Annotated in this window: 16 protein-coding genes and 1 pseudogene; 6 read left to right on the forward strand and 11 right to left on the reverse strand. The window is 53.0% G+C overall.

Annotation, left to right across the window (positions count from 1 at the left end; all coding sequences use genetic code 11):
- Nucleotides 1–186: 186 nt before the first annotated feature.
- Nucleotides 187–1,098, reverse strand: coding sequence for a DUF808 domain-containing protein (locus tag ACYVHB_RS32135; RefSeq protein ID WP_461056144.1), 912 nt, complete (start codon nucleotides 1,096–1,098; stop codon nucleotides 187–189).
- A gap of 441 nt (nucleotides 1,099–1,539) precedes the next feature.
- Here ACYVHB_RS32135 and ACYVHB_RS32140 point away from each other — a divergent pair, with 441 nt between their 5' ends.
- Both ACYVHB_RS32140 and ACYVHB_RS32145 read left to right on the forward strand, forming a co-directional pair.
- The gene (locus tag ACYVHB_RS32140) at nucleotides 1,540–2,658 is read left to right on the forward strand and encodes a helix-turn-helix domain-containing protein (protein WP_461056145.1); all 1,119 of its coding nucleotides are present in this window, start codon (nucleotides 1,540–1,542) and stop codon (nucleotides 2,656–2,658) included.
- A gap of 63 nt (nucleotides 2,659–2,721) precedes the next feature.
- Entirely contained in the window at nucleotides 2,722–3,768 is a 1,047-nt protein-coding gene (locus ACYVHB_RS32145; protein ID WP_461056146.1) for an SDR family oxidoreductase, read from the forward strand.
- A gap of 126 nt (nucleotides 3,769–3,894) precedes the next feature.
- Here the strand turns inward: ACYVHB_RS32145 and ACYVHB_RS32150 are convergent, their stop codons facing one another.
- The 7 genes from ACYVHB_RS32150 to ACYVHB_RS32180 form a co-directional block, all read right to left on the reverse strand.
- The gene (locus tag ACYVHB_RS32150) at nucleotides 3,895–4,284 is read right to left on the reverse strand and encodes a RidA family protein (protein WP_461056147.1); all 390 of its coding nucleotides are present in this window, start codon (nucleotides 4,282–4,284) and stop codon (nucleotides 3,895–3,897) included.
- A gap of 120 nt (nucleotides 4,285–4,404) precedes the next feature.
- Nucleotides 4,405–4,968 (reverse strand): Crp/Fnr family transcriptional regulator, encoded by a 564-nt coding sequence (locus ACYVHB_RS32155; protein ID WP_461056148.1) that lies wholly within the window; start codon nucleotides 4,966–4,968, stop codon nucleotides 4,405–4,407.
- A gap of 82 nt (nucleotides 4,969–5,050) precedes the next feature.
- On the reverse strand, nucleotides 5,051–5,500 hold the full coding sequence (locus tag ACYVHB_RS32160; protein ID WP_461056149.1) for a cupin domain-containing protein: 450 nt from the start codon (nucleotides 5,498–5,500) through the stop codon (nucleotides 5,051–5,053).
- Between the two features lie 184 nt (nucleotides 5,501–5,684).
- Entirely contained in the window at nucleotides 5,685–6,299 is a 615-nt protein-coding gene (locus tag ACYVHB_RS32165; protein ID WP_461056150.1) for a YdeI/OmpD-associated family protein, read from the reverse strand.
- 142 nt (nucleotides 6,300–6,441) lie between these two features.
- A complete protein-coding gene (locus ACYVHB_RS32170; RefSeq protein WP_461056151.1) occupies nucleotides 6,442–6,834 on the reverse strand; it encodes a RidA family protein in 393 nt (130 codons plus the stop codon).
- A 91-nt stretch (nucleotides 6,835–6,925) separates the two neighbouring features.
- On the reverse strand, nucleotides 6,926–7,189 hold the full coding sequence (locus ACYVHB_RS32175; RefSeq protein WP_461056152.1) for a WYL domain-containing protein: 264 nt from the start codon (nucleotides 7,187–7,189) through the stop codon (nucleotides 6,926–6,928).
- Nucleotides 7,190–7,480: 291 nt separating this feature from the next.
- Nucleotides 7,481–8,146: a hypothetical protein gene (locus ACYVHB_RS32180; RefSeq protein ID WP_461056153.1), complete on the reverse strand. Its 666-nt coding sequence runs from the start codon at nucleotides 8,144–8,146 to the stop codon at nucleotides 7,481–7,483.
- A 172-nt stretch (nucleotides 8,147–8,318) separates the two neighbouring features.
- Here ACYVHB_RS32180 and ACYVHB_RS32185 point away from each other — a divergent pair, with 172 nt between their 5' ends.
- Nucleotides 8,319–9,209 (forward strand): IS982 family transposase, encoded by an 891-nt coding sequence (locus tag ACYVHB_RS32185; RefSeq protein ID WP_461056154.1) that lies wholly within the window; start codon nucleotides 8,319–8,321, stop codon nucleotides 9,207–9,209.
- Here the strand turns inward: ACYVHB_RS32185 and ACYVHB_RS32190 are convergent.
- Together ACYVHB_RS32190 and ACYVHB_RS32195 are read right to left on the reverse strand one after the other, a co-directional pair.
- Nucleotides 9,200–9,724: a hypothetical protein gene (locus tag ACYVHB_RS32190; protein WP_461056155.1), complete on the reverse strand. Its 525-nt coding sequence runs from the start codon at nucleotides 9,722–9,724 to the stop codon at nucleotides 9,200–9,202. The genes ACYVHB_RS32185 and ACYVHB_RS32190 overlap by 10 nt on opposite strands.
- Nucleotides 9,658–10,005 carry a hypothetical protein gene (locus tag ACYVHB_RS32195; protein WP_461056156.1) on the reverse strand — a complete coding sequence of 116 codons (348 nt, stop codon included), beginning with the start codon at nucleotides 10,003–10,005 and terminating at the stop codon, nucleotides 9,658–9,660. The genes ACYVHB_RS32190 and ACYVHB_RS32195 overlap by 67 nt, the downstream gene beginning before the upstream one ends.
- Nucleotides 10,006–10,382: 377 nt before the next feature.
- Here ACYVHB_RS32195 and ACYVHB_RS32200 point away from each other — a divergent pair, with 377 nt between their 5' ends.
- The 3 genes from ACYVHB_RS32200 to ACYVHB_RS32210 all read left to right on the forward strand — a co-directional run bounded on the left by ACYVHB_RS32200 (nucleotide 10,383) and on the right by ACYVHB_RS32210 (nucleotide 14,456).
- Nucleotides 10,383–10,712, forward strand: coding sequence for an HU family DNA-binding protein (locus ACYVHB_RS32200; RefSeq protein ID WP_461056157.1), 330 nt, complete (start codon nucleotides 10,383–10,385; stop codon nucleotides 10,710–10,712).
- A gap of 1,088 nt (nucleotides 10,713–11,800) precedes the next feature.
- Nucleotides 11,801–13,885 (forward strand): polyphosphate kinase 1, encoded by a 2,085-nt coding sequence (gene ppk1, locus ACYVHB_RS32205; protein WP_461056158.1) that lies wholly within the window; start codon nucleotides 11,801–11,803, stop codon nucleotides 13,883–13,885.
- 442 nt (nucleotides 13,886–14,327) lie between these two features.
- Nucleotides 14,328–14,456, forward strand: coding sequence for a hypothetical protein (locus ACYVHB_RS32210; protein WP_461056159.1), 129 nt, complete (start codon nucleotides 14,328–14,330; stop codon nucleotides 14,454–14,456).
- Nucleotides 14,457–14,506: 50 nt separating this feature from the next.
- Here the strand turns inward: ACYVHB_RS32210 and ACYVHB_RS32215 are convergent.
- Nucleotides 14,507–14,751, reverse strand: a pseudogene (locus ACYVHB_RS32215) (IS630 family transposase); the annotation flags it as partial.

Consider the following 14,751-nt stretch of genomic DNA (forward strand, 5'->3'; position numbering starts at 1 on the left):
CCTATGAGAAGCAAGCTTATCTTCTCACTTTACTAATTAAACAATGAAAATTTTGATGCTAAACTTTACTTTCTTTTCTGCTTTAGTGCAAACAACAATTCGACCTATTTAGTCCACAAAAACCCTTCAATAAGTGAATACTGGCTCTTAATGACTGTCAAATGCAGTCAGTCGCATACGCCTATGTTATAAAAAGACCCTTTTGACCAACACAACAAGCTTCTCAATGATAAACCCTATAATGACCCCGGCAACTCCGCAGGCCAGGGCTTTGGCAAACCAGGCTACTACCGGCATTGAGGACAAGCTCTGTTCTAAATCATGCAGTAAATGAGCCGTAAACGGTAGGCCATGCGCAATTATTTCAGCACCTACCCACAACATGGCGGCTGTACCTACATAACCCAGCCAACTCAAAAAATGCGGCATAAATTTTACTAAGCTACGGCCTACTTGCTGAGCGGCAGGAGGGTATTTACCCCCAGCAAGGTGCAGTCCTATATCATCGGCTTTAACAATCAAGCCTACAAACCCATAAACGGCCACCGTGATAAAAACAGCCACCGCCACCATCACCACAATCTGGTTCACAATTGCCTGGCCGCTTACCTGGCTATAAGCAATGGCCATAATTTCGGCCGACAATATCATATCCGTGCGAACCGCACTGCCTACTCGTTCCTTCTCCAGTTCTTCAGGGGTAATCTCTTTTAGCTGCTCACGTTCAGTATTCCTATCAGGGTGGCTAAACAGGGAATGAACCTTCTCGTAGCCCTCAAAACATAAATAAGCACCACCTACCATTAAAATAGGGGTAATAGCCCAAGGGGCAAAGTAGCCAAGCAACAAGGCTGCCGGACTTAATAGCAGGAGTTTATTGATCAGCGATTTTTTTGCAATCTGATAAATAATTGCAAGCTCCCGCGATGGGTTTAGCCCCACCACATATTTAGGTGTAACGGCCGTATCATCAATGACAATGCCTGACACTTTTCCGGTCGTTTTCGCTACTTGAGCAGGTACATCACCTAAACTGGCGGCACCTGCTTTTACCAAAGCCGAGATATCATCTAATAAAGCAAGGAGTCCTGAAGGCATCGTCAAAAAGTTGGCTACTTCTACAATCACGGGAAAGGGTGCCTTGACAAAACCCTGTTTTTTTGGGTTCCTCCCCTCGGATGGTGCTGGAGGGAGCAAGCCCCGTTAGCCGTCTGGTCGTTGCACTTGTTTACACAGAACATTGCTCTACCTACTCCTTTCTAGCAGCCTTTACGATGGTTTAACCGGCTCACGGGGTGAAAGTTGGCAACAAATTGCTAATTCATACCGGTTACCCAACACCTAATTATCATTCTGTAAATTTGTTTGCCCAGCGTTGAAGCGTATGCTACGGATTGAGTTGGACAGATATTACAGAAAATTCGTCCAATAAAAGGCTCGTTTTCGTAAACTACTGATAATCAATAAAAAGGGCCATCGAATTTCCTTAGCGTAATTCTTTGTGCGGCTGCTAAAAGAACCCCTTAAACCGCGAACTGATTGGCGAAGAATGACCGGCTGTCACGCACCGTTTTCCCGTTTCAGAGTCGGATTCTGGCTTCCGGCTACAACAAACCTACATTCGACTACTTTTTCAGCGCGTTGCCCGGCGACCTTTGTGGTGTAGATCAGTGGACTAAATTCACCGTGAGCCTGTTAGATAGCAGCCCCTCTACCGAAAAGCCAGACGATATGAAACCAACTGCCGCAACGCCTTACCCGATTCAGTCCATATCGGAGCATCACCGACTGGCGGGGTTACCAGCCCCAAAACACCCGCTGATTAGTCTGGTCAAGTATGCCGATGCCCCCCCGTTCAGCATGGACCTGGATGAGCCGATCCGCTTTACCCTCGATTTTTACAGCCTGGCCCTCAAAAAAGGCTGTACCTGCAAGGTCAAATACGGCCAGCATCATTATGATTTCGATCAGGGCGTGATGGCCTTTGCGGCACCGAATCAGGTACTCACCTGGGACGGCGATAACATAACCCAACCGGCGGGCTGGCTGCTGATCATTCATCCAGACCTGCTGATCGGCCATACGCTGGGGCAGAAAATAAAGGAATACGGTTTTTTTAGCTACGCCCTCCACGAAGCCCTGCACCTGTCCGAGCGGGAGGAGAGCCTCATCGAAGGCATCTTTGCCAACATCCGCCAGGAAACCGACGCGTCGATTGATACCTATAGTCAGGACGTGCTGCTGTCGTACCTCGACCTGTTGCTCAATTACGCCAATCGGTTCTACAACCGGCAGTTCATCACCCGAAAACACGCCAATACCACGCTGCTCACGAAGCTGGATGCATTATTGGCCGATCACATCAACGGGGAGACGGGCAATCAGAAGGGACTTCCGACGGTTCGCTCCGTGGCAGACCAGATGAACCTGTCGCCCGCTTACCTGAGTGACCTGGTCAAAAAGACGACGGGCCGACCCGTACAGCAGTACATTCATGCCGTGCTGATCGACCGGGCCAAAGCGTTGCTGCTGTCGACGGAACTGTCGGTGGGTGAAATTGCCTACACCCTGGGGTTTGAACACACCCAATCCTTCAATAAGCTCTTCAAACAGAAAACGAACACCACGCCACTGGCCTTCCGGCAGTCGGCCAATTGAGGCTGAGACAACCGGGGCGGTTCCGGTTCTATTTCTATCAGTAAACAGTAAACCTTGATTCGTATGAAAAACACTGAAAACATGGCTACCGTACTGGTAACCGGCGGGACTGGCTTTGTGGGCAGTCATTGCATCGAGCGATTGTTGACCAATGGCTACACCGTCCGCACGACGGTGCGCACCCTTAAGAATCAGTCGAAGGTCGTGGCGATGCTCAACGCCAACGGAACCGATACGACCAACCTCTCTTTTTTTGATGCAGACTTAGTGAACGATGCCGGTTGGCAACAGGCGGTTAACGGCTGTGATTACGTGCTGCACGTGGCCTCCCCGTTTCCGTCGGGTGTTCCCAAAGACGAGAACGAACTGATCATTCCGGCCCGCGAGGGGACGTTGCGCGTCTTACGGGCCGCCCGCGAGGGGGGCGTGAAACGCGTGGTGATGACCTCCTCCTCGGTGGCCATTACGGATGGTAAGCGTCCCCAGACGGTGCCGTTTACCGAAAAAAACTGGACCAGCTTAGATGATCGCTTTGTGGGAGCCTACGCCAAATCGAAAACATTAGCCGAACAAGCGGCCTGGGATTTTATTAGTCGGGAGGGCGGCTCACTCGAACTCAGCGTCATTAACCCGGTGGGTATTTTCGGCCCGGCCCTCTCAACGGATGTGTCGGCTTCGGTTGGCATCATCAAACAGATGCTCAATGGCGATATGCCTGCCCTACCCAATATCCGCTTTGGCGTTCTCGACGTGCGCGATTTGGCCGACTTACACGTGCGGGCGATGACCAGCCCGGCGGCAAAGGGCGAACGGTTTATCGCCGTGTCGGATGGCGACTTCACCTCGTTTCAGCAAGTGGCCAAACTGCTGAAAAACAACTATGGTACGACCGCCAAACGGGTGAGTACGCGTACCATTCCGGACTGGATGCTGCGGCTGATCGCCGTCTTCAGTAGTACGATTCGGCTGGCCGCGTCGGAGCTGGGCAACGTCAAATACCTGACCAATTCGAAGGCGAAACGGCTGCTGGGCTGGCACCCCCGTCCGCAGGAAGAAACCCTGATTGAGACCGCCGATAGTTTGCTGCGGCTGCAACTGATTAAATCCTGAATCGGAGGTCGTTCAGATCGCGGCATTCTGAGGGGTCGGGTTTAGTAGCACAGCCCTGCCAGATGCTCATAAAACGCCCAAAAGCCCGGTAAGATGCCGGGCTTTTGGGCGGTCAGGCTGTTTAGATCATTTCACTGCCGTCGCTTCCAGTTCAATTTTTAAGGTCTCAAACAGGCTTTTCACTTCCAGCATCGTAGTCGCCTGCTTCATCCCGTGCTTAGTCACCCAATCCTGCAGCACATCGAAGCAAGGGAAAAGCTCCGCCGACGAGGTAGTGTAGATATTTAACCGCACGATGTTTTTTGGTTCGTACCCGGCTTCCCGAATCACCCGTTCCAGGTTTTGCAGGGTCTGAATCAACTGCGTTTTCATGTCGGCTGCACTTGATTGCCCGTCAGCGTCGATGGCCGTCTGCCCGGAACAATAGAGTGTGCTGGTTGCGTGTGTTACCTCAACGGCCTGTGCGTAGCCGCGCTGATCCTGCCATTGCCAGGGATTGATGATTCGCGTTTCCATTTGCGTTGTTTTTTTTGGTTGCGTCGATAGTGTCGTTTGCTATTGACGTTACAAAATTGCAGCACCAACAGGGCGTTCACGCGTGACCTACCGCACAGATATCGAGTGACATACATCACACTAATCAGAAAGCCTGCTCAGGGTTTCGCGCGAGACACCCAGGTAGGAAGCAAGCAGGGTTTTGGGCACCCGTTTAAATAAAGAAGGATACTGCTTCAGTAGCTGTTCGTACCGCTCTTTTGCATTAGTGGTCAGCAGCGACAAAATACGTTGCTGCGATGCAATGGAACCCAAAATCGATTTTTGGCCTATGAAGCGTTCCATTTTAGGGAGGCCATCACACAGCTTGTGGTAGTTGTCCAGCGACAGGCAAAAAACCACCGTGTCTTCAATACAATCCAAAGTCATAGTCGCTTTGCTCTGGGTGTAATAGGCCTGAAAATCGCTTTCCCACCAGTCTTCCATCGCAAACGAGATAATGTGCTGCTTTCCCGAATCATCGGTATAGACCAGCTTTAAAAGTCCTGATACCACAAAATAAACATACCGGACGTTTTCACCTTCCTGAATCAGGAACTGGTGTTTTTTGACCGTTTTCTGACTGAAATGGGCGAGTACAAACGCAAACTCGTCATCCGTCAGGGATATTGTTTTTTCTATGTGTTCTCGTAGTTTTTCCTGCATTGTATCCGCGGATTTAAATCCTGACAAACACGCCTTTGTGTTCATTATGTGTTTGTCAGGAGATTTCTGGCATGGCCGAACCTTATTTGCTGAGTTTGTCGAAGTAATCCGGCGGGTAGAGTGTCTGGCCCTGGCGTTCGGCAATGGCTTTCAGGCGTTGCTGCTCGTCCGGCCCCATCTTCGGCGGAGGCAGAAACGTGCCGGGGGCCACGGGCTTGCCGATTTCCTGAAAGAACGCATCTAAGCCCGCCGGCACCACCGTGCAGAGCATCCGCACATTTTCGGTCGAGACATTATAAAAGCGATGCACACCCCCGCCCTTCGGTATGCTGACCAACTGACCTTTCTTGGCCGTGATGGATTTGTCCTCGAACTGAAACAGCATTTCGCCTTCCAGGATGTAGTACGTTTCGTGAAAGGCCGGGTGTTCGTGCGGGCCGGGGCCGCTGCCGGGCGGCACCAGCATCTCGATCAGGGCGTAATTGCCCCCGGTTTGCTGGCCCGTCACGACCAGGCGGTAGGTATCGCCCACAACCGAGAGCGTTTGCCCGTCCTACGGGGCCACTGTAAGTAATTGGTTCGTTGCGTTTTCCATCGTCAGGTCATCCGTCAGTTTGTACTACCAACGGGGTAAGATCGGGCTATGTTTGGAGTTAGCCGGTTAACCGATTGAACGACACCCCTTTTGGTCGTTCTCTTGACGATCAGTTTGCCGACTATTTTTCCCCGACAACAGGCCGTTTTTTTGTCCAGTGAATTGCCGTTGGCTTCAGCCGTTGTCCGGCACGTTCGACGATTTCAGCAATCCGCCTTTGTCGGGTCTCTGACCGTTTGGCTACGGCAAGCCACTGTAAAAGATTTCGCCTGTCTGACTGGCTTAGATCTAAAAAGAAGCGTTCCGCATTCGGCCTGTTTTGGAAAGCCCCGGCCAGGTCCGCAGGAATTATCAGGGCTTCTACGTCATCTAAAATCGCCCAGGAGCCATTCTGTTTGGCAGTTTCAATGGCGTTGACACCTGCCTGGGTCATAAGCCCGCCAGCAATGAGTTGTTGAACTTTTTCTTTGTTGATTTTTGACCAGCCGCTATTCGGTTTTCTTCGGCTGAAAAACTGCATATATCTCTCGTCGTCCATCGGTTTTGCCCGGCTGTCTATCCAGCCAAAGCAAAGGGCTTCATCCACGGCCTCGCTCCAGGTCACCGTCGGGCTGCCTGCTTTTTTTTTGTGGTAAATCAGCCAAACGGATTGTTTTTCAGCGTGGTGTTCCTGTAGCCATTCTCGCCAGTGCTGCTGACTTGTGGGGCAAACCGTTTCGATTTCTTTTTCTGCCATTCTCATTCGCCAGGCTGGTTTAACACTGATTATACCGGACGGCTTATTAGTCTGATAACAAATTTTTACGACGATTAAACAGCCAACATCAGGCGGGTTCGATACACTGCCGAACCCGCCTGATGCCCTGCCATTGCGGTGTTTATTTCACCACCGTTGCTTCCAGTTCAACCGTCAGGGTGGCGTAGAGGCCTTTCACTTCAATCAACGAAGTGGCCTGTTTGATGCCATGTTTAGCAATCCAGCCTTGATAGACATCCGAACAGGTCGTGAAAAACTCGGCGGTCGAGGTGGTAAAAACAGTCAACCGCACAATGCCCTGACATTCGTACCCGGCCTCGCCGATGAGTTGTTCCAGGTTCTGAATAGTCTGGATCAACTGCGTTCTCATGTCGGCAGCACTGGGCTGTCCATCCGCGTCAATGGCTACCTGCCCCGAACAATAAAGGGTTCCTTCGGCCTGTTTGATCTCAACGGCCTGCACCGAATTGGTGTACTCACCCCATTTCCAGGGATCAATGGTTCGCTTTTGCATTTGCTTGGTTTTTTACGTTTGTGTAGTCAAAGACGTTGCCCGCCTGACTTTACAAAAGTCGTTGCCCCTACCGACAGCCTTATGTCAGACCCTATTCGGGAGCGCAAAAAAAATCGTAGGCCCGCCGGGCCAGTTCGCGCAGGTGATCCTGCAAAGCGGGCGGTTCGAGGATGGTAACGGCACCTGCGTAGGGCAGCAGCCAGGTGGCGAGGTAGGGCAGGGAACCGATAAAAAATGTCATCTCCACGTTGCCATCGGCGAGGATTTCCTCATGTGTCCAGCCATACTGGTGTTTGGTATCCTGCACGTGCTGCGCCAGGGCGGGCAGGACGGCAGTAGCCCGAAAGTGGATCACAACCTTCTCCTTAGCCCGCCGGTTGGCTTCGTCGGCCAGTACTGTTGCAGGCGGTTCGGCGATCCGGTTTCGGGTCGGGCGGCAAAGACTTCGTCGCTGATGGTCAGGTGTCTTACACTGAAATAGGTTGTCGATTTTTGGTGAAAATCAGACAACCTATTTCAGTGTAAGACACGGTACGATTCGGAATAGTTACTTGATGACCACCCCGCAAACGCCCCCTGGCTCATCTGCTTTGTTAGCGGTCCGGTAGCGGGCCTACCCCCGGTCTAACGACCCGAGCCGGTAGGCTTACCCCTTAGGGCGGTTCGGGCGCTGATTCGCTTGGCGAAGACCCACGTAGAAGCCAACGCTTCGGGTGTAGAGTTCCCCCACATCGGCCCCGATGGCTACCGTGACCGTCGTGGCCCTGGCCCGCCCCAGGGGCGACCAGGCGCTCAGCATCGAGGAGAATTGATCCACCCGCTGCCCAAAAGGCACCTCATACGTACCCCAATTTTGGCTGTAGGACGCTTTTAGCTGCCACCCTACCCGATCGGACGCGTGTCTCCCCAGGCCCAGGTGCATCACCGCAACCCGGTTGTTGTTGGTAAAGCCATAAGCGGGTAAGTGGGGCTGCGTGTCGGTGGAAGGGGTGATAAAAGGCGTACCCATGGTCAGCCCATACCGCGACCACCCATCCTGGTACTGGGAATGATTGAAGTAGTTGTCGCGGCCCCGTTGCCGGGCGTTTGCCAGGAATAAGTCCCCGCCCTGGTGGCGAGTGTACAAGTATTCCAGCAGGACCGACTCCAGCTGAAAACCACGCGGAATCAGCCCCCGACGATTGCGCATCCGCAGCCCGTTGAGCCCATCGCGCAGATTGGTCCGGTGGGCCAGCGAACCATCGTCGTAGGGATGCTGGCGGTAGGCAAAACGAGTGAACCCGGGGGCGGTGTACTCAACGCCCACATCCACCGAGCCCAGGTGATTACCGATGCGGTTCTCGCGGTCAAACCCACTGATGCGAGTAGTATCTAACGTGAATTATGGATAGGGGCAGGCTTAAGTCGTTGGTAATGAGCGCATAGTAGGCAGAAGATGCCGAGTTTTGTGGTGCCAACCAACAAACCTCACAACCCCCGCCCCCATGCTCCGCGAAGATAAGGCTCTCAAACTCATTGAAGTATTTATTGTCTGTGATGATTTTTGTAACCCGCTCACGCACTGGCAAACCCAACAAGGCCAGCCGGTCACTTGTCGATCTGGCCAACTCACCGACAGCGAGATGTTAGCCATCACTATTTTCTATCACTACTCAGGAGCCAAATGCTTCGAGTATTACTACCGCAACTGCGTGGAAATGCAACTCGGCTCCTATTTTCCTCAACTCATTACTTATGAGCGCTTTGTGGCACGGATGTTTCGCCTGCTACCTGGTTTATTCGTGCTGCTCAAGTGGCAATGCAGCCAGGCCAAACGCACAGGGTTCTATATAGCTGACAGCAAACCCCTGGCCGTCTGTGACAACCACCGCATCAAAAGCAACAAAGTGTTTGCCGGACTGGCGGCCCGGGGCAAGTCATCAATGGGATGGTTCTATGGTTTCAAGGCCCATTTGGTCATCAACCAATATGGGGAGTTAGTCAACTTTGTGCTCACCTCGGGTAATGTGGCCGACAATAAGGGCTCTGTGTTGACCGAATTGCTGGCTGACCTGCAAGGGCAGTGCTTCGCTGATCGCGGGTATTTGACTAAGCTTTTCAGTCAATTTTACCAGCAGGGTTTACAGATCGTGACCAAACTCCGGCGTAAGATGAAGAACAAGCTGATGGTTTTAGGCGACAAACTCAAACTCCGCAAACGCGGCTTGATTGAGTCAGTGAATGACCTGTTGACCTCGGTCTTTGATGTGGCACATACCCGACACCGGAGTCCATTCAATGCCATCGTTAACGTCTTGGGCGGTCTGGTCGCTTATGGGTTTTACGATTGTAAGCCTTCCATTGTCATCCCAGTCGAAAAACGTCTTTATCCATAATTCACGTTATCTAACTTGGTTTGGTTACCCAGCGCCCGGGCCGTAATGACGTGGAGGTAATCGCTGAAGCGGTTGGGCAACTGCTGCTGTTTGACGAGCGCTCCCAGATTGCGGTCGGTGCGCCCTCCCCACATCACCTGATGGTTGATGCCCCCGAAGAGTTTGAGCCGCCAGTGGGGCTTGCCAAGCCGGCCGTAGAGCGCCTTCTGGTGGAGGAACATGTTGGTGAAGAGTCGGTCGGGCTCAAACCAACCATGGCCATAAACTCCTTTCACCCCAAACAGGGCGTGCCGGGGTAGGTAGTCGGGCAGAGCGACCTGAATCTTGAGCATCGGCCGCGTGTTGCCCGACCAGGCGTAGGATCCGGATGTGAGGCTCGAATCGACCAGGCCGATGAGCTCCTCGCGTCGGCCAGCCCAGATCTCCAGCCCTGGTCGTAGTTTTAGCTTCAGGAAGGCTTGGGCCAGCAGGAGTTGGTTGGTCTCCCCCCGTTGAGCACGGCCTGCAGGCCCCATCCCCAGTCGATCCGGGGTTTAGCGGCCCGGAGGCTGTCAAGGGGACGGATTGGGGTGGGGTGATAGTCCATGCCGAATGTTTGGCGCAGGGTGAGTAAGGGAGCCTGGCGGGGCACCAAGCCGTACTGATTGGCCCGCAACCAAAAGGGGGTTTGGCCGAATTGGGCAAAATAGCGTCCCACCTCAAGTTGGTATCGCAGGGGTTTGGCTGATTGAGCGAGGCCCATCCGGGGTAGCAGCAGGCAGGCCGCTACCAACCCGACGGGGGTGAATCGAGTCATGTTCCTACCGGATGTTGGTTGAGGTTGGGGCTTCGGGTTTAGGTCAGCCGGAAGGGCATGCGCTGAATGGGTTCATCAGGCTCGGTAGACCACCCACACTGTTGCAAAATAAGGGCCAAACTGAAAAGAGGTAAACGACCCCGGTAGAGGTGGTTAACACAGTGGAGACGGTCCGGGGGTGCTCATGGTCCCGCTCCGGCCCCGGCGGGGAACCGCGGTGCGGCACTGCAACGGCCCGCCGCAGCGGTGCGATACCGGCCGTTGCAGTGCGGGCCGCTGCCGTAAATTTCCCATTGTATAGGCGACCCCTTGCAACCAATAAACCGGTCTTTTAGGCACAAACCAACCCTAACCGCTTTAAAAGTAGTTGATCGAGTATGACAAAACAAGATGTAATCAACCAGATCACCGAGCAGACCGGTATTGACCCTCAAATTAGCCGGTCAATCCTGGAAGCCTATTTTGAGGTTGTAAAAACGGCCGTCAGTCAGGGCGAAACGATCCATGTTCGCACCTTTGGTCGTTTTGGACCTAAACAGCGGTCTCCTAAAGTAGCGCGTAACATCAACAAAAATACGGCTGTTCGGATTGAAGCGCACACGATTCCGTCCTTCAAGCCCAGCCTTGAATTTGTCAATCAGGTTCGCGCACAGACCGCAGGCACTGACGAAGCGAAAGCACCGAAAAGCAAGACGAAAAAGGGGTAGTGACATCATAGGTCACCAGCCCGCCCAAGCTGCTTTTTTATCCTCCTTCCCACCCTTTTTCGGAGTAGCCGTTTTTTGTGCTATTTTAAGGGATGTTGTACAAATATATTATGTTAAGGAAATTTTCCCAGAAATCAACCGGCGTATGACGCCATAGCTTCGGCCTTTTTTAAGGGCGGTTTTGTCCAGGTTCCGGCAGCATAAACAGTCGGCTTTACCACCCTTTCCAGCCCGTCGATCAGCGGGGAGAATGGGTTGAGCCTGGGGGCAGTGCTCGTTAGAGTGATAAACTAATTGCTGGAGCGAGTAGAAAGGCGGTGTTTGGGCCATCAGTCGTAGTAGAAGGGTTGATCTGATAAGTAACTTATACACCGCCGAACTATTGTCTATCAAGCCGATAACTTATCATAACTCAGATCATACAACTAAAACGGAGAAGGAATGGGGTGTTGTTTAAAATGTGACCTCCTTTGAGGTCTGCTATCAACGCGTTAACCCGCTCGTTTCTCCTGGAACATTGCATTGTCTACTTCAATAATTGGGGAGCGCTTTTCATGAGCCCGACTTGGTAGCTACCTTAGAACGAAGTCGCCAAACTAAAGCGGTCGATGGCATTACTTTTGTACGGGGCAACATCATTCAAGTCTTAAAAGGCCCCAAAGAAGCCGTTGAGGCTTTATAGACCGGAGTTGAACAGGATCGCCAGCCTACGAATGGTAGTAAAGTCTTGAGCCGACCTATTCAGAGGCGTCTATTTGCGGGTAGTGCTTGAAACGGACGTCGGCCAGGGTTCCAGACTTTTGTAACAGCTGCTGGCTTTATATAAAGAGAGATAGATCGTCATTATCAGAACGTAAACGGATCACCGTCAACGATGACACTTAATCTAACCGGCAGCAATAACCCTCTCAATCCTTGATCCACCCGTTAATTAACCCACACCGAGACCCCAAGCCCCAATCGATTAGGCTCCTAACAATTTGATAATAGCCGAATTAGGCCATTCCTCGAACTACTTCGGCCCAAAACGCTTGTAACGACACGGACGACGGGCGACCCACTGTTCCCCCGCGCCTTTCGATTCTTTCATGGCAACCCCACCCTATATCGATCGCGATCTAAGCTGGCTCTCGTTTAATGAACGAGTACTCGACGAGGCCCACGATCCCCAGGTGCCCCTGGCTCACCGGGTAAAATTTCTGGCTATTTACTCGGCCAACCTCGACGAGTTCTTTCGGGTTCGGGTGGTGGCCCTGCGCCGATTAGCGACGCTCAAAAAAAAGAAACTTGACCAATTGCCCGTCCCTCCCCCGGTCGTACTGACCGAGATTGCCGACGTGGTGGCCTGCCAGCAGGTGCGCTTCGACGCGCTCTTCGAGCAGACCATCTGCCCCGCCCTTCAAGAGCACAATGTGGTGCTCTACCGGGATCAACCTCTGGCCGAGGTCCACCGCCAGGAAGTGGCCGACTTCTTTCGCAGTACGGTCCTGTCCTACCTGCAACCCGTTTTTGTGGGCACCCACCGCCGACTCAAGCACCGCGACAAGCTGCCCCTATTGAACAGCAAAACCCTCTACTTTGCCCTCACGCTGCGATCTAAAGCATCGGCAACCCCGGAGGAAACGGTCATTGCCTACCTGAATATTCCCCACGATAAACTCAACCGCTTCATCGAACTCTCGCCCATCGACGGGGTTAGCTATTTTGTGTTTCTCGACGAGGTCATCCGGGCTAACCTGGCGGTCGTTTTTCCGGGCTACCAAGTGGAGCACTGCTTCAGCTTCAAGCTCAACCGGGCCGAAGACCTGAGCATCCAGGATGAGTACCGGGGTAACTTAGTTAGAAAGATCAAGACCCAGCTCGCTAAGCGTAAAACCGCCCCACCCGTCCGGTTTCTCTACGACTGCACAACCCCACCCGACCTGCTGGCCCGGTTTTGCTCCCTGTTTCGGCTGGGGGATGACGATCTGATGGCCGGGGGACGCTACCACAGCCTGAGCGATCTGCTGAAGTTGCCCCTGTCGACCAAACCCGGCCTGGCCGTGCCGGAGCTTGCTCCCTTGCCGTGTCCCGACCTGGACGCCCACGAATCCCTTTTTACCGCCATTAGCCAGCAAGACCGCCTGCTGCACTTTCCCTACCAATCCTACACCTCTGTACTGCGCTTCTTCAATGAAGCCGCCATTGACCCGCTGGTCTACGACATCCAGGTTGCCCTCTACCGGGTGGCGGCGGATTCGCTGATCGCTAACGCGCTCATCAGTGCGGCCCGCAATGGCAAGCGGGTGAGGGTATTTGTGGAAGTGAAGGCCCGCTTTGACGAGGCCAACAACCTGCGCTGGGCCGAGGAGATGGCGCAGGCGGGGGTTGGGATTCAGTACAGTTTGCCCGGGCTCAAAGTCCACGCCAAGATCGCCCTGGTCAAGCGCACCAACCCCGTGGGTAAAGCAAAGGGCAAACCCCTGCGGTACGCCTACTTAAGTACGGGCAACTTCAACGAAGTAACGGCCGAGATCTACACCGATCACGGCTTGTTTACCGCTCACCCGGGCATTGTCAAGGACCTCAACAAGGTGTTCGCTTACCTGGGCAGGCAGCAACCGATGCGTCACCTAAAGCACTTACTGGTGGCTCCCCTTAATCTTCAGCAGCGGTATCTGGCCCTGATCGAGCGGGAGATTGTCCTGGCCCGGAAGGGTAAACCCGCTCGCATGATTATCAAATTGAACGGCCTGGAGGACCCGGTGATGATCGACAAACTCTACGAGGCTTCCCAGGCCGGCGTGCAGGTACAACTCCTGATTAGGGGCGTGTGCTGTTTAGTGCCGGGGGTGGCGGGTCTCAGCGAGGGCATCGTGGTGGTGCGGCTGGTGGACCAGTTTTTAGAGCATAGCCGGATTGCTTTTTTTCACAATGGCGGCAAAGGGGAGGTTTACTTAGCGTCGGCTGACTGGATGAACCGCAACCTCTACCACCGGGTAGAAGTGGGCTTCCCGATCTATGAGCCGACGCTAAAAAAAGAACTCCGGCACCTGCTGGAGCTCCAGCTGGGTGATACGGTCAAGGCCCGCCGGGTTGATGAACACGGCCAGAATCAAGCCCTTCCCTTGGGTGACCAGCCCGACATCCGGGCCCAGACAGCCCTGTACGAATGGCTGAAGCCGAAAGGCTGATGGCGTTCATTGGCCGTTATGTCAAATCGGACACCCGGGGCGAAGCCCACAAAAGGGGGTAGTGATTCGATTCGTTTAGCCACCGTATACCGCAACGGCCGACTGATTAGCTAGTTCGTCGTAAAACAAACCAAGATCGACAGTCAAGAGCTGTTAAAAACCGGGAAACAACCTTCATTGAAAACAATTTTAAAATTTGACAATTTTTTGATTGACTAAGAAAATTGTGGATGGCGTATTCTACTGGTAGCTGTATACGGCCAACCAGCAGCCTACTCTCCTCAGCCTCGATACAGCTGGTTGAAAACCATTTCTACAGTCGACGTATATATTCGGGATCCAATTGGTACGATTCAAGTCTCCCTTATTGACCGGGTTAGTTTAAATTTGGCTGACCGTTTCTAACCATCATCCTTGTCTTATCGTCTTACCGTCTGGCAACATGAATGTAGACAATCCAGCAACCAATCCTGATGCTGAGGAAGACCTCGACGATCCGTATGTACATACCGTTTCGACGGAGGAATTCGTCGAAACCGTGGAAGAAGCTACGCAAGCAGAGAACGACTGACGCGTTGACTCCCCTTTGAAGCAAACCAGTACGGTACACCGACTAGTGCTTTAGCCATCAATAGTTGACGGGTAAAGCCGTTTAAGTTTAATGCGAGCGTCCTCGGCCGTGAACTGCCAGTCCACTTTGAACGATTTGTCGTTTCGTTGCTTGACCCATGCCTGTACTTGCTGCTCGAACTCAGCCAGGCTGGCCACCCGATGAGTTAGGCCCTGCCGGGTTAACACACTCAGTTCAATCTCCGCTACGTTTAGCCAAGAGCCATGTTTGGGCGTATAGACAAAGGCAATCTTTG

The organism is Spirosoma arcticum (assembly GCF_054779955.1).